Origin of the sequence: Noviherbaspirillum massiliense JC206, from assembly GCF_000312045.1 — a bacterium.
GTDB lineage: Bacteria > Pseudomonadota > Gammaproteobacteria > Burkholderiales > Burkholderiaceae_D > Noviherbaspirillum > Noviherbaspirillum massiliense.
Window position 1 is genome coordinate 2408882 of sequence record NZ_HE978634.1, and the last position, 15438, is coordinate 2424319.

A 15438-nucleotide genomic window follows, 5' to 3' on the forward strand; every position below is an offset into this window, starting at 1 on the left:
TGTCAGCCCTTGCCGGCGATTTTTGTGAAAACCTCGAAATACTCCGGGAAAGTCTTGGCAACGCATTTCGGATCGTTGATGCGGACCGCCGTCCCCTTGCGCGCTGCACCATTAAGCGCGGCAAGCGAAAAGCACATCGCCATGCGGTGGTCGTCATAGGTATCGATGGCGGCCGGACGCAACTGTGCGGGTGGGGTGATGCGCAAATAATCCTCGCCCTCTTCCACGTGCGCGCCCAGCTTGCGCAATTCGATAGCCATGGCTGCAATCCGGTCGGTTTCCTTGACCCGCCAGCTTCCGATGTTGCGCAAGGTGCTGGTGCCTTCCGCGTACAGCGCAGCAACCGCGATCGTCATCGCCGCATCCGGAATATGGTTGAAATCAGCGTCGATGGCTTTCAGGGCGCCACTGGACGACGCCTCGATCCAGGTGTCTCCCATGCTGATGTTTGCGCCCATCTGCTCCAGTGCCTCGACGAAGCGCACATCGCCCTGGATGCTGTCGCGCCCGACGCCTTCCACCCGCACCGGTCCGCCGGCAATGGCGCCCGCCGCGAGGAAATAGGAAGCGGAGGAGGCATCGCCTTCGACATGAATGGTGCCCGGGCTCGCATATTGCTGGCCGGCTCGTACGGTAAAGGATTGCCAGCCATTGCGCTCGACCTGGACGCCGAAGCGCTGAATCAGGTTGAGCGTGATTTCAATATAGGGCTTCGAGATCAGCTCGCCGATCACATCGATGACAACAGCTTGCTCCCTTGCCATCAGGGGTGCAGCCATCAGCAAGGCAGTGAGGAACTGGCTGGAGACATTGCCGCGCACCTGCATGCGTTCGGCATGGATCTGTCCGCGTTGTATGTGCAGGGGCGGATAACCGGGCTCGCCGGTGTACGCAATCCGGGTGCCTACTGCATTCAATGCATCGACCAAGTCGCCGATCGGGCGTTCATGCATGCGCGCCACGCCGTGCAGCGTGTAGTCGCCGCCGGTGACCGCAAGCGCCGCCGTCAGGGGCCGGATGGCGGTGCCGGCATTTCCCATGAACAGGTCCGCATGATGTACCGGAAAAGCGCCACCCGCACCATGCACGATATATTCCTGGCTCGCGTCCACCTGTTCCCATTGCACGCCCAGCTTTTGCAATGCCATCAGCATCACGTGCGTATCGTCGGAAGCCAGCAATTCCATAATCCGCGTCGTGCCTTGCGCCAGCGCGGCGAGCAGCAGAGTGCGATTGGAAATGCTCTTCGATCCCGGAAGGCGCACCGTGCCCTGCACATGGCTGACCGGCTTCAGGTCGAGATGATGGGGATAGTGTTTCATCAGTCGCCGCCTAGCTTGTTAGGTTTTTCCGCTGTCTCGATGGTTCGGATCCAGCTCTGCCGCGCCCGCTGCGCATTGGCATACACGCCTTCCAGCGCGCCGCCGTCTCCAGCTGCCAGCATGCCGCGCAAACGTGTCAGCTGAGCGAGGTAGGCATCGAGTTCGGCCAGCAATGCCGCCTGATTGGCCAGGGAGATATCACGCCACATTTCCGGGGACGAGCCGGCAATTCGGGTGAAGTCGCGAAACCCACTGGCGGCATACTGGAACAGCAGGTCGGCATGCGGCTTGTTCGCAATGTCATCGACCAGGGCGTAGGCAAGCAGGTGAGGCAGATGGCTGACCGCCGCGAACACCCGGTCGTGCTCCTCGGCAGTGAGGGTGTGAATGACGGCGCCGCAATCCCGCCAGGCCTGCGCCACCCGTGCCACATACGCTTCCGGATTTTCCGGCAGAGGCGCCAGCACGACCTTCTTGCCGATATACAAATCGGGAATCGCCGCATCCGGCCCGTTCCTCTCACGCCCCGCAATCGGATGGCCGGGTACGAACTGTGCGATCTTGTCACCAAGCGCCTTGCGCGCGGCCCGCACCACATCCGACTTCGTGCTGCCGGCATCGGTCACCACAGTACCCGGCTGCAAATGGGGCTTGATCGATGTGAGTATCGCTTCCGTTTGTGCCACGGGGGCGGCGATCAGAACCAGGTCCGCATCGCTCACCGCGTCAGCCGGCGTCGCATTGATCTGGTCGATGATGCCAAGTTCCTTGGCACGCACCAGGGAAGCGGCGCTGCGCCCGAAACCCGCGATCTGCTCTACCGCTTCCGCATTGCGCAGGGCCAGGGCGAACGACCCGCCGATCAGGCCGACACCGAATATGCTGACTTTCTTCAACACGGAAATCTCAGGCCAAGGCTTTTTTCAAGGCGTCGATGAACGCGGCATTTTCCTCGGGCAAGCCGATGGAAATGCGCAGCCATTGCGGCAAGCCATAATTGCCAACCGGCCGCACGATCACGCCCTGCTTCAGCAAGGCCAGGTTCACCCGTGCACCAGCGCCGTCATCGTTCCCGACGCGAACCAGCACGAAATTGCCGAACGAAGGCACATATTCCAGATCCATCGCCTCGAAAGCCTGAGTCAGCTGGCGATAGCCCTCGGCGTTCACGCGTGCGCTTTTCTTCAGGAATTCCTCGTCGTTCAATGCGGCGATCGCTGCGGCCTGCGCCAGCGAATTGACATTGAATGGCTGGCGAATGCGGTTGAGCAGATCGGTGACGTGCGGCTGAGCGATCCCGAAGCCGACGCGCAGACCGGCCAGCCCGTAAGCTTTCGACAGCGTGCGCGACACCAGCAGGTTCGGATATTTCCGGACCCAGGCAATCGAATCGTATTGCAATTCCGGCGCCAGATATTCGTTGTACGCCTCGTCCAGCACCACGACCACGTTCTGCGGCACGGTTTGCAGGAAGGCTTCGATTTCCTTCGCCGGCAGGAAGGTGCCGGTCGGGTTGTTCGGATTGGCGATGAACACCAGCCGGGTATCTTCCGCGATCGCCTTCGACATCGCTGCCAGGTCATGGCCGAAATTCTTCGCGGGCACCACGATGGCGCGGGCGCCGACCGCCTGGGTAGCGAGCGGATATACCGCGAATGAATACTGGGCGAAAACCACCGACTGTGCCGGCTGCACGAATGCGTGGGCCGCGAGTTCCAGGATATCGTTGCTGCCGTTGCCGAGCGTGATCCAGTCCTGCGGCACGGCGTACTTTGCGGTGATCGCTGCCTTCAGTTCAAAACCGTTGGAATCCGGGTAACGCCCGATATCGCTCATCGCCTTGAGCATCGCCTGCTTGGCCGAGTCCGGCATGCCAAGCGGATTTTCATTCGAGGCAAGCTTGGTAATTTTCGCCTCGTCGAGGCCGAATTCACGAGCGACTTCCGCGATCGGCTTGCCGCCCTGGTAAGGGGCAATGGCGCGCACGTAATCGGGTCCGAATTGATTAGACATAGTGGAGTTCCAAAGCTAGACCGCCATGCAGCAATAGGCGACAGACACCCGGCTGCAGACGTTGTTAATCACAAACTGAACGGGTATGACCCCAGCAACTTGAAGAAGGCAGCGTTTTCCTTCAGCTCGGCCAGCGCCTTTGCCACCTTCTCATCCCTGGCATGGCCTTCGATGTCGACGTAGAAGTAATACTCCCACGTGCCCATGCGCGCGGGGCGCGATTCGAAGCGGGTCATCGATACGCCGTGCCTGGCCAGGGGTGCAAGCATGCTGTAGACCGCGCCAGCCTTGTTGGGCACCGACAAGATCAATGACGTCTGGTCCTTGCCGCTCGGCGCCGTCTGCAGACGGCCGATGACGGCAAAACGCGTGCGGTTATGCGGATCGTCCTGCACATGCGCCTTGACGACCTGCAGGTTGTATTTCTCGCCTGCCACCTCGCCGGCGATCGCGGCCACGCCTGCATCCTCGCTCGCCATGCGGGCGGCTTCACCATTGGAAGCCACTGCCTGCCGCTCGATGTTCGGGTAATTCTGATTCAGCCAGGCCTGGCACTGGGCAAGCGCTTGCGAATGGGCGCAGATGCGATGCACGCCATCCATCGATCCGCTTTTCGTCATCAGGCTGTGGTGCACGGGAATGGACACTTCACCGCTGATGACAAGCGTGGTTTGCAGCAGCAGGTCGAGAGTGCGGTTGACCGCGCCTTCGGAGGAATTTTCGACCGGGACCACGCCGAATTCCGCGGTGCCGGCTTCGGCTGCGCGGAATACTTCATCGATCGAGCTGCAGGGCAAGACTTCGACCGCATGGCCGAACTGCTGGTATACCGCCTGCTCGCTGAAGGTACCGGCCGGCCCGAGATAGGCAACCGTTACCCTCCTTTCCAGTGCACGGCAAGCGGACATGATTTCCCGGAAGATGGTTTGCACGTCGGTACCGTGCAAGGGGCCCGGATTCCTGTTGGCGACGCCAAGCAAGACCTGCGCCTCGCGCTCGGGGCGGAACACCGGCGCATTGGTTTCCGCTTTCACATGGCCGACCTGCTCGGCGATGAGGGCGCGGCGATTCAGCAAATCGAGGATTTGTGCATCGATTGCATCGATTTGCTCGCGCAGGGATTTAAGTTTGTCGTCCGTCATATCTTCTTCACGCGCTCACTCTTTGATTCTCCCTCTTCGGGAGATGAGGCAAGGATTTCGCAAAGCACCGCTGCCTCGCGCTTGCCGTCGCGTTGCCCTGCAAGGCGCAACGCGGAAAATCCGGAATGGGGAATACGGCCGGTCTGGAAGCTGTCGCATTTCGAATGCAGCATCCCTGCCGGCCGAGAATCGCCTTCAACCGTACTTCTTCTCAAACTCTTTCAGGAAATCGATCAATGCTTGCACACCTTCCATCGGCATGGCGTTATAGATCGATGCCCGCATGCCGCCGACCGACTTGTGTCCCTTCAACTGCAGCAGGCCACGCGCCTTCGCCTCCGCCAGGAAAGTATCGTTGAGGCTTTCATCGCCCAGGAAGAAAGGTACGTTCATGCGCGAACGCGATTCCTTCGCGATGTTGTTGCTGTAGAAATCGGTGGAGTCCAGATAGTCGTACAGCAGCGTCGCCTTTTCGACATTGCGCCGTTCCATCGCAGCGACACCACCCTGCTTCTTCAGCCACTGGAACACCAGTCCGGCAATGTAGATGCCATAGGTTGGCGGCGTGTTGTACATCGAGTTGTTGTCGGCGACCAGTTTCCAGTCGAAAGCCGACGGGCAGATCGGCAAGGCGTGACCGAGCAGGTCGTCGCGCACGAGCACCAGGGTCACTCCGGCGGGGCCGATGTTCTTCTGCGCACCCGCAAATATCACGCCATATTTCGAGACATCGACCGGGCGCGAGAGGATATGCGAGGACATGTCGGCAACCAGCGGCGCATTGCCGGTGTCGACAGCCACGTCCGGCGTGTATTGGAATTCCACGCCGTCGATGGTTTCGTTGGTGCAGATGTGCACATATGCGGCGTCCTTCGACAGCTTCCAGCTGTCGCGCGGCGGGATCGCCTTGAATTTCACCTCTTCGGAAGACGCTGCGACATTGACCTTGCAATACTTTTTCGCTTCCTTGATCGATTTCCCCGACCAGGAACCGGTATGCACGAAGTCGACGACGGCCGGCTGCGGCTTCCTGCCGATCAGGTTCAGGGGAACGATGGCATTCTCGCCGATGCCGCCGCCCTGCATGAACAGGATTCTGTAATTGGATGGAACCGCCAATAGCTCGCGCAAGTCGCGCTCTGCTGCTTCATAGATGGAGATGAATTCCTTGCCGCGATGGCTCATTTCCATTACGGACATGCCGCTGCCATGCCAGTCGAGCATTTCGGCCGCGGCCTGCTGCAGCACCTCTTCCGGCAGCACCGCCGGGCCGGCGGAAAAATTGTAGACGCGTCGTGTCACTCTTCCTCCGAGCCGTTGGTTTCCTCTTCGACGTCGGATTCGACGATGCGCTGCAAGCCCGAAAGGCGGGTTCCGTCTTCCACCGCGATCAATGTCACGCCCTGGGTGGCGCGGCCCATTTCGCGGATCTCCGAAACACGGGTACGGATCAGCACGCCGCCGGTCGTAATCATCATGATTTCATCGGCCGGCTCGACCAGGGTTGCGGCGACCACCTTGCCATTGCGCTCGCTGGTCTGGATCGCGATCATGCCCTTGGTGCCACGGCCATGACGTGTGTATTCGGTGATCGGCGTGCGCTTGCCGTAACCGTTTTCGGTTGCGGTCAGCACCGACTGCTGTTCGTTCTCGGCCACCAGCAAGGCAATCACCTGCTGGCCTTCTTCCAGGTTCATGCCGCGCACGCCGCGCGCCGTGCGGCCCATCGGACGCACATCGTTTTCGTCGAAACGCACCGCCTTGCCGGCGTCGGAGAACAGCATCACGTCATGCTTGCCATCGGTCAGCGCCGCGCCGATCAGGAAGTCGCCCTCATCGAGGTCGACCGCGATGATGCCGGCCTTGCGCGGATTGCTGAATTCGGTCAGCGGCGTCTTCTTCACGGTACCAAGGGAAGTCGCCATGAAGACATAATGGTCTTCCGGGAAGCTGCTGTTTTCGCCGGACAGCGGCAGCACGACGGTAATCTTCTCGCCGTCCTGCAGCGGGAACATGTTGACGATGGGCTTGCCGCGCGAATTGCGCGAACCTTGCGGCACTTCCCATACCTTCAGCCAGTACATGCGACCGCGGTTGGAGAAGCACAGGATGTAATCGTGCGTATTGGCGATGAACAGCTGGTCGATCCAATCGTCTTCCTTGGTCGCCATAGCCTGCTTGCCGCGGCCGCCACGCTTTTGCGCACGGTATTCGGATACCGGCTGCGATTTCATGTAGCCGGTATGCGAGAGCGTCACCACCATGTCCTGCGGCGTGATGAGATCTTCGGTGCCGAGATCGGTCGGATTCAGTTCAATCTGCGAACGACGCTCGTCCTTCGCACCCGTGCCGTACTCATTCTTTGCCGCGGTCAGTTCGTCATGGATGATGGCAGTGACGCGCTCCGGCTTGGCCAGGATATCGAGCAAGTCCGCAATCTGCGCCATGACGTCCTTGTACTCGTTGACGATCTTGTCCTGTTCCAGACCGGTCAGGCGCTGCAGACGCATCTGCAGGATTTCCTGCGCCTGGTCGTCGGACAGCTTGTACAGGCCGTCGGTCTGCAGGCCGTAATGCTTGGGCAGATTCTCGGGGCGGAAGGCTTCGATGCCGCCGGCGCTTTCAGCGCCCGTGCGCGCCAGCATTTCCCGCACCACGGACGAATCCCAGGCGCGCGCCATCAATTCCGCCTTGGCGATCGGCGGCGTCGGCGCAGCCTTGATGATCGCGATGAAATCGTCGATATTCGCCAGCGCAACTGCCAGGCCTTCGAGCACGTGGCCGCGCTCGCGCGCCTTGCGCAGCTCGAACACGGTGCGACGCGTGACCACTTCCCGCCGGTGCGACAGGAAGCAGTCCAGCATCTCCTTCAGGTTCAGCAGCTTCGGCTGGCCGTCGACCAGGGCCACCATGTTCATGCCGAAGGTATCCTGCAGCTGGGTCTGCTTGTACAGGTTGTTGAGCACCACTTCCGGCACTTCGCCGCGCTTGAGCTCGATCACCACCCGCATGCCGGACTTGTCGGACTCGTCGCGAATGTCGGAAATGCCTTCCAGCTTCTTGTCGCGCACCAGCTCGGCGATCCGCTCCAGCAGCGACTTCTTGTTAACCTGATACGGAAGTTCATCGATGATGATAGCCGTGCGGCCTTCCTTGCCGAATTCCTCGAAATGCGTCTTGGCGCGCATCACGACGCGGCCGCGGCCGGTGCGATAGCCGTCGCGCACGCCGGAGACGCCGTAAATGATGCCGCCGGTCGGGAAATCCGGAGCCGGAATGATTTCGATAAGCTCGTCGACCGAGCATGCCGGGCTGCGCAGCACATGCAGCGCGCCGTCGATCACTTCACTGATGTTGTGCGGCGGGATATTGGTCGCCATGCCGACCGCGATGCCGGACGAGCCGTTGATCAGCAGGTTGGGGATCCTGGTCGGCAGGACGGACGGCTCCTTTTCCTTGCCGTCGTAGTTCGGAACGAAATCGACCGTTTCCTTGTCAATGTCGGCCAGGATTTCGCCCGCGATCTTGTCCATGCGGCACTCGGTGTAACGCATCGCGGCAGCATTGTCGCCGTCGATCGATCCGAAGTTGCCCTGCCCGTCCACCAGTGTATAGCGCAGCGAAAAATCCTGCGCCATGCGCACCAGGGTGTCGTAGATAGCCTGGTCGCCGTGCGGGTGGTACTTACCCATGACCTCGCCGACTACGCGTGCGCACTTGACGTATGGGCGGTTCCATACGTTGTTCATCTCGTGCATGGCATAGAGAACCCGGCGATGCACCGGCTTCAAGCCATCGCGCACGTCCGGCAGCGCACGCCCCACGATCACGCTCATCGCGTAATCGAGATAGCTCTTGCGCATCTCTTCTTCGAGTGAAATCGGGATGGTTTCTTTTGCGAATTGATCCATGGGCGAGCGGCCTGTTCAGACTGGAGTTGGCTGATTAGCGATGAACGACACAGCAGCTCTGCATCATTCACCAAACCCTGTATTTTACCATGCCACCCCCTACCCTTCCCGGGCTTCTCAAGGCTTCCTCAGGTTATGCAACTTGTAAAACTGGTGCTGAAAGCACTTGAAAGTATGATTAAATCCTTCCCCTTGCCCACTGCAATTCCGTTTTACAAACCCAATCAAGTGTCAAGATGTCAAACAAACTGGCCCTGGGCCTTATTCTGGGCCTGACCGCCGCCGGCGCAGTTGCCCAAACCTTCCCGAGCATTCAAGCCGATCCCGTTTCCAGCGCTTACCTGCAAGACTCACGCGGTGTCATTCTGCGCAGCGAGACCGGCCTGTGCTGGCGCACTGGGAGCTGGGCATCAGCTGATGCAGCGCCCGGTTGCGACGGCGAACTGATTCCGCCGGTTGCAAAACCGACAGCCCCCGCAATCGTTGCGCCGCCACTGGCACAAATACCCGCTGCGCCCGCAGCTCCGAAGCGCTGCGACTTCACCGTGACTTTAAGCGGCGACCAGGCTTTCGCCTCCGGCAAGGCGGTCTTGAATCGTGCAGCGAAAAAGCGGCTTGACGAAGATGTCATCCCGGGCATTGCCGGCTGCAGGAAAGTGGAGGCCGTTCTCGTGACCGGCCATACCGACCATCTCGGCTCAAGGCAGCAGAATCAGCGCCTGTCGGAACAGCGTGCCAATGCGGTAGCCGCTTATCTGAAAGACAAAGGAATCACCGCGCCGGTCACCACCACCGGAGCAGGGCCTGCGCAGGCACTTTCTCAATGCAGCGGCAAGCGACCACGCTCAAAGCTGGTGGATTGCTTGGCACCGAATCGCCGGGTAGTCATCGAAATCCGCGGGATTTCCGGATGAATTCGCTCAAGCAATAAAATTCCATTTCCGCAAGATTTTTCTGCAAAAACGCGGATTTTTCTGATTTTTTTGCAGACTAATTACAACAAAACGGGCTAAAAGGACGCAGCAGCATTTGGCGACATTCGCGCTAAATCAAGCATATGGCAAAATATAGTTAACAAATGAGCATTGCAAAGGAACAACCTCGTAAAATGGCCATCTAACGGCGTGTAGTGATGTCTACATGAAATTTAGACAACCATTTTTTGTTGCGCAGTTCATCTGCGGATCTATCAACCAAGAGGAAAAATATGAATAACTTAGCAAAACTCATCTTTGCTGCGTCCGCAGTCGCTTCATTTTCTGCATCAGCACAGCAAGCCGTCCAGGCACCACCGAGCACCGCATACTTGACGGACAGCCGCGGCGTTGTCGTGATGAGCGGATCCGGCAACTGCGTGCATAGTGGTTACTGGACTCCGGCCGATGCCACCGTTGTCGGCTGTGATGGCGTGGTAGCAAAAGCTCCGGCCCCGGTAGCAGCTCCGGCGCCTGCCGAACCGCCGCCTCCGCCCCCCGCTCCGGCCCCGGCTCCGACTTCCGAGAAGGTCTCGCTCTCCACGGATACCCTGTTCGATTTCGACAAGGCTGTCCTGAAGCCTGAGGGCAGGGAAAAGCTGGATGACCTCGTTTCCAGACTGCAAGGCATGAATCTGGAAGTGATCATTGCTGTCGGCCACACCGACTCCATCGGCTCGACGGCATACAACCAGAAACTGTCGATGCGCCGCGCAGAAGCGGTGAAGGCATACCTGGTATCCAAGGGTATCGAAGCCAACCGTGTCTACACCGAAGGCAAGGGTGAAAGCCAGCCGGTGAAAACCGATTGCAATCCGAAGCAGGCGCGCAAGCAACTGATCGAGTGCCTGGCACCGAACCGTCGTGTCGAAGTTGAAGTCGTCGGCACCCGTACCCGGTAATCGGTGTCAATCAAGGCCAACCCCGCTTCGGCGGGGTTTTTTTATGGAGCCTTACATCACGATTGGAGATTAGTCGCAGCGCGGCGCCTCCTTTACCGTTATCATTCGACCTATGAATGCCGACCCATTAGAACTTCAGAAATTCAGTGATCTTGCCCACCGCTGGTGGGACCCGACCTCCGAATTCCGCCCGCTTCATGAAATCAATCCATTGCGTCTGGAATGGATCAATTCGCGTGCTCCGCTGGAAGGAAAGACCGTAGCCGATATCGGTTGCGGCGGCGGCATACTTGCCGAATCGATGGCGAAAAAGGGAGCCGAGGTTACCGGGATCGACCTCTCGGAAAAGGCGCTGAAGGTTGCCGATCTTCATAGCCTGGAATCCGGAGTCCAGGTTCGATACGAGCTGATCTCGGCTGAGGAGCTGGCGGCACGCGAGCCTGCCCGCTACGACGTCGTCACCTGCATGGAAATGCTGGAGCACGTGCCCGACCCCGCAGCGGTTGTAAAGGCTTGCGCAACCCTGGTGAAACCCGGTGGCCACGTCTTCTTTTCGACCATCAATCGCAATCCGAAGTCCTACCTGTTCGCCGTCATCGGTGCCGAATACCTGCTGCGCCTGCTGCCGAAGGGCACGCATGACTATGCCAAGTTCATCACGCCCGCCGAACTTGCCCAATTCATCCGCAACGCCGGATTGACGCTCGATGCCCTCAAAGGCATGGGCTACAACCCGCTGACGAAAATGTATTCCCTGAACCGGGATACCGACGTCAATTACCTGGCCGCCTGCACCCGCCCGGCCTGATTTCTGCCTCTGCACGGCCTGCACACGCAGGCCGTGCAGAGGCCTTTTGCAAGAACAACGACTGGATTTCATGAAGCTGACTGCTCCCCGCGCCATACTCTTCGACCTTGACGGCACGCTGGCCGATACTGCACCCGACCTGGCTGCAGCCGTCAACCAGTTGCGCGTTGCGCGCGGCCTCCCGGAAGCGCCTTACGAGTCCCTGCGGCCGGTCGCCTCTGCCGGCGCGCGCGGCCTGATCGGCGCCGCCTTCGGCCTCAAGCCGGGGGACGAGGAATATGAAACCCTGCGCGTCGCCTTCCTCAACAATTACGAAGCGGCGCTGGCTGTGAAAAGCCGGCTGTTCGACGGCATTCCCGAGCTTCTGCACAAACTGGAGGAAGCCGGCATGCAATGGGGGATCGTGACCAACAAGGCTGCGCGATTTACCGAACCGCTGGTGCCGCAAATCGGTCTGCTGCATGCGCGGTGCGTCATTTCCGGAGACACCACGCCGCATCCCAAGCCGCACCCGACGCCGCTGCTGGAAGCGGCGCGCCGCCTTGGCCTGCCGCCGGCCGACTGCTGGTATGTCGGCGACGATGTGCGCGACATCCAGGCAGGAAGCGCCGCCGGCATGCCGACGATAGGCGCGGCGTGGGGCTATTGCGGCCATGCCGAACCGGTCACCTGGGGTGCCGACGCATTGGCCGAAACGCCGCGCCATCTGCTCGAACTGATCGCACACGCCAGATCCTGAGCCGTCATCTGGTCTGCATGCAGGGACTGGTCGCCAAGACTGCGGGCAGCGCGGACATGACGGTATAGCAAGAGAAGGAAACGTCGCCACATGACTAGCGCTGTGCCTGCCCGACAAGCTCGACGAAACAGCGGTTCCGGCAACGCGTCGTCGATTACGATGCGTTGCGCATTTTCTCAGGCAGTCACTTCCACCCGGGCCGGGCCGTTCACCATTTCGCCGATGACCGCAGCATGCACGAAGCCTTCGCGCTTGAACAAGGCCAGCACTTCATCCACGGCGCTCGCCGCGCAAGAAACCAGCAGGCCGCCCGAGGTCTGGGGATCCGTCAGCAAGGCCTGCTGCACCGGGGTGATGCCATCGGCCAGCACAACCTCATGGCCGTAGCCCGCCCAGTTGCGGCCCGAGGCACCGGTGACGAAGCCACGCTCGGCGAACTGCTGCACATTCGGCAACAGCGGAATGCGCGGCATCTCCAGCCTCGCAGTCAGGCCGGCACCGCGGGCCAGTTCGAGCAGATGCCCAAGGAGTCCGAAGCCCGTCACATCCGTCAGCGCGTGAACGCCCGGCAGATCCGACAGTGACTTGCCGGGCTTGTTGAGTTTGGTGGTGTTTTCGATCATCGCCGCATAGCCGCTGGCATCGAGCGCATCCTTTTTCAATGCGGCGGACAGGATGCCGACGCCCAGCGGTTTTCCGAGGATGAACTTGTCGCCGGCGCGTGCATCCGCATTGCGCTTGACTTTCGACGGATGCACCAGGCCCATCACCACCAGGCCGTAGATCGGCTCGACCGAATCAATCGTATGGCCGCCGGCAATCGGGATGCCGGCTTCGGCGCAGACCGATTCGCCGCCCTGCAGGATCTTGCCGATCACGTCCAGCGGCAATTTGTTGATCGGCATGCCGACCAGCGCCAGCGCCATGATGGGCGTGCCACCCATCGCATACACATCCGAGATCGCATTGGTCGCGGCGATGCGGCCGAAATCGTAGGGATCGTCGACGATGGGCATGAAGAAATCGGTAGTCGCGATCAGCGCCTGTTCATCGTTCAGCTTGTAGACCGCCGCATCGTCGGCAGTCTCGATACCGACCATCAATTCCTTCGGCACCGGGAAGCCGCTCGATTTTTTCAGGATCTCGGCCAGCACGCCGGGCGCGATCTTGCAGCCACAGCCGCCGCCATGGGAAAACGAAGTCAGCTTGATATTCAGGTCGGTTGGTGCATTCATGTTGGCTTGTCGGTGTAAGACGAGGATGGGTGCGGGACCGTCGGCACGGATGCTGCTTGGGCTCAACGTGTTTTAGGGGCTAAATTATCCAACAATTGCAGCACTGCCGCTTGCTCGCGCTCGGGAGCAAACAGCGCCGCCCTCGCCTTGCACTGGTCCTGGAGGAGCGCATGAAACGCCGAATCCGCCAGCGCCTTGTCGATCAGGGCAGCCAGTGCCTTGCTGTCGCCCACTGGGAAGTAGCCTGCGTAATCCGCGCCCAGCATGCCACGGTTGCCCGGTATGTCGCTGGCCAGCACCGGCACGACGCTGGTGACGGCTTCGATGATGACATTCGCGCCTCCTTCGATTTTCGAGGCGATCACCATCAGCCGGCTGCGTCGCAGACGCTCCCGCGTGGCGTCATGCGGCAGGCTGCCAAGCCAGCGGTAATGCGGCACCGCCTGCTGTGTCGCCATGGCCTGTTCGCCCAGCGCCGGATCGAGCGCGCCGCCGATATGGGTCATGCGCAAACCGGGAGCTTTCACCATAGCAGCCGCATGCATGAAGACGAGCGGATCCTTTTCATCACGCAGATGGCCGATCATCACCACCTCGGCATCGCCGGGCTCGTGGCAGACGACGGGCGCGAGCGCTGGAGCGGACTGGTAAATGACGCGAGCCTTGGCACGTCCCTCTTCAGGCAATTCCTGCAGGCCGGCTTCCTGCAGGACAACCAGGCGTGTCGCAAATTGCAGGGAACGCTGCGCTTCGGCATCGGCATGGATGTCGCGATACAGGTCGGTGCCGGTCAGGACCAGGATGCAGGGACGTTCGGGAAAGGCAGCGGCGAATGAAGCGATCGAGGAAGCCGAGCGCCGGGCGTGCAAGGCTATCACGGCGTCGCAGGCGATGCCGTTCCAGCGTTCAAGAAGCGTAACCCGGTAGCGTTCGCCGAGGAACCGCGCCCAGCGCCGGGCAGTCTGCCAGTTGCCATTGTTGGCTTTTGCCATGGCCGGGCTGATAATGACGACATGCCTTTTGGCCAACACTGCTTCTCCACGCATCTTTAGAGCGACTATCAAAATGCCGCTGGCGACCATGCGTCTTCTTGCCTTACCTCATGGACTGTCGACACGCCTTGCCAGCGACCGCAAACCTGTCAGTTTGCCCATTTTGCCAGACGCTCTTGACACCATAGCCGGACAAAGCCGATGAATTTTTCCTTTCGAAATGCCAACCGGCATGAACTTGCCGGCGCCCTGCAGGATGCGCGGGATTATACGCTTGCCCTGTTCAACTGCTTTGCCGAAGCCGGCCTGGACGATCCCGCCAAAGTGCCCAGGCTTTCCATCCTGAATCCGCCCTTGTGGGAGCTTGGCCATATCGCCTGGTTTGCGGAGTGGTACATCCTGCGGGAGGCGCGATCGAGCACACCGGATGCTGCGCAGCAGCCTTCCATGCTGACGAAAGGTGACGACTGGTTCGATTCGAACACGGTGGCGCATCGCGCGCGCTGGACCCTCGGTTTGCCATCCGCCGGCGCACTCAAGACTTATTGCCATGAAGTGCTCGACCGCGTGCTGGACAAATTGAACAGGACGGAACAAAGCGACGCAGCGCTGTATCCCTATCGCCTCGCGCTCGCACATGAAGACATGCATGGCGAAGCATTCGCTTACACCTTGCAGACCCTCGGGCTGCCCCTGCCCCAGCGATTCCACGGTCGCGCGATCCGGCCCTGGGCCCAGGGCGAAATCCGCTTCGCCGGCGGCACCATCGAAATGGGCAGCCGGCCTGGGGAAGGATTCGTGTTCGACAATGAAAAATGGGCGCATGCAGTGTACGTCCCGCCTTTCGTGATGGATTCAACCCTGGTGTCGAATGCGCAATACCGGGAATTCATCGCCGATGGCGGTTATCAGCGTCCCGAATTCTGGAGCACGGCCGGGCGCATCTGGCTGATGCGGCAGGAACGCTCTGCGCCCGAGGGCTGGCAGCGCGAAGACCATGCCTGGCGCGCCTGGCGCTTCGGCAGACCGGTGGTGCTGACTCCACTGGAACCGGTGCGGCACGTCAGCTTGTATGAAGCGCAAGCCTATTGCCAGTGGGCCGGTCGCCGGCTGCCGACCGAAGCCGAATGGGAGTATGCGGCCCTGTCCGGCCATCCCGCCTTGCGCTGGGGCGATTTGTGGGAATGGACCTGCACCCCGTTCGAGCCCTATCCCGGCTTCGCGCCCGATGCTTACCGGGAATACTCCAAGCCGTATTTCCAGACCCATCAGGCGGTGCGGGGCGCCTCGTTTGCCACTCGGCTGCGCCTGCAGTCACCGAAATTCCGCAACTTTTATCTGCCCGAACGGGATGACCTGTTCATCGGTTTCCGCACCTGCGCGCTGTGACTGCGCGGCCT

13 protein-coding genes are annotated in these 15438 nt (G+C 60.5%); 5 read left to right on the top strand and 8 right to left on the bottom strand.

The window, feature by feature from the left end; all coding sequences use genetic code 11:
* Positions 1-2 precede the first annotated feature (2 nt).
* From aroA to gyrA, 6 genes are all read right to left on the bottom strand, one after another.
* A complete protein-coding gene (gene aroA, locus HGHM_RS11800; protein WP_019141736.1) occupies positions 3-1322 on the bottom strand; it encodes a 3-phosphoshikimate 1-carboxyvinyltransferase in 1320 nt (439 codons plus the stop codon).
* Positions 1322-2218 (bottom strand): prephenate dehydrogenase, encoded by an 897-nt coding sequence (locus HGHM_RS11805; protein ID WP_019141737.1) that lies wholly within the window; start codon positions 2216-2218, stop codon positions 1322-1324. The genes aroA and HGHM_RS11805 overlap by 1 nt, the downstream gene beginning before the upstream one ends.
* A 10-nt stretch (positions 2219-2228) precedes the next feature.
* Positions 2229-3335: a histidinol-phosphate transaminase gene (gene hisC / locus HGHM_RS11810; RefSeq protein ID WP_019141738.1), complete on the bottom strand. Its 1107-nt coding sequence runs from the start codon at positions 3333-3335 to the stop codon at positions 2229-2231.
* Positions 3336-3403: 68 nt separating this feature from the next.
* Positions 3404-4477 (bottom strand): prephenate dehydratase, encoded by a 1074-nt coding sequence (pheA, locus tag HGHM_RS11815; protein WP_019141739.1) that lies wholly within the window; start codon positions 4475-4477, stop codon positions 3404-3406.
* Positions 4478-4672: 195 nt separating this feature from the next.
* Positions 4673-5779, bottom strand: coding sequence for a 3-phosphoserine/phosphohydroxythreonine transaminase (serC, locus tag HGHM_RS11825; RefSeq protein WP_019141741.1), 1107 nt, complete (start codon positions 5777-5779; stop codon positions 4673-4675).
* Complete coding sequence (gene gyrA, locus HGHM_RS11830) at positions 5776-8388, bottom strand: DNA gyrase subunit A (protein WP_019141742.1); 2613 nt, start codon at positions 8386-8388, stop codon at positions 5776-5778. Before gyrA ends, serC begins: the two co-directional genes overlap by 4 nt.
* 236 nt (positions 8389-8624) lie before the next feature.
* Here gyrA and HGHM_RS11835 point away from each other — a divergent pair, with 236 nt between their 5' ends.
* The 4 genes from HGHM_RS11835 to HGHM_RS11850 all read left to right on the top strand — a co-directional run bounded on the left by HGHM_RS11835 (position 8625) and on the right by HGHM_RS11850 (position 11811).
* Complete coding sequence (locus HGHM_RS11835) at positions 8625-9302, top strand: OmpA family protein (protein ID WP_019141743.1); 678 nt, start codon at positions 8625-8627, stop codon at positions 9300-9302.
* Between the two features lie 293 nt (positions 9303-9595).
* Positions 9596-10264, top strand: a complete 669-nt coding sequence (gene ompA / locus HGHM_RS11840; RefSeq protein ID WP_019141744.1) for an outer membrane protein OmpA — start codon at positions 9596-9598, stop codon at positions 10262-10264.
* A 112-nt stretch (positions 10265-10376) separates the two neighbouring features.
* Positions 10377-11072 (top strand): bifunctional 2-polyprenyl-6-hydroxyphenol methylase/3-demethylubiquinol 3-O-methyltransferase UbiG, encoded by a 696-nt coding sequence (ubiG, locus tag HGHM_RS11845; protein ID WP_019141745.1) that lies wholly within the window; start codon positions 10377-10379, stop codon positions 11070-11072.
* 70 nt (positions 11073-11142) lie between these two features.
* Positions 11143-11811: an HAD family hydrolase gene (locus HGHM_RS11850; protein ID WP_019141746.1), complete on the top strand. Its 669-nt coding sequence runs from the start codon at positions 11143-11145 to the stop codon at positions 11809-11811.
* 176 nt (positions 11812-11987) lie between these two features.
* Here the strand turns inward: HGHM_RS11850 and selD are convergent, their stop codons facing one another.
* Positions 11988-13046, bottom strand: coding sequence for a selenide, water dikinase SelD (gene selD, locus HGHM_RS11855; RefSeq protein WP_019141747.1), 1059 nt, complete (start codon positions 13044-13046; stop codon positions 11988-11990).
* Positions 13047-13108: 62 nt separating this feature from the next.
* Entirely contained in the window at positions 13109-14074 is a 966-nt protein-coding gene (gene senB / locus HGHM_RS11860) for a selenoneine biosynthesis selenosugar synthase SenB (protein ID WP_245549261.1), read from the bottom strand.
* A 165-nt stretch (positions 14075-14239) separates the two neighbouring features.
* On the opposite strand from senB, the gene senA reads away from it, so the two are divergent.
* Positions 14240-15427 (top strand): selenoneine synthase SenA, encoded by a 1188-nt coding sequence (senA, locus tag HGHM_RS11865; protein ID WP_019141749.1) that lies wholly within the window; start codon positions 14240-14242, stop codon positions 15425-15427.
* The last annotated feature ends 11 nt before the right edge of the window (positions 15428-15438 follow it).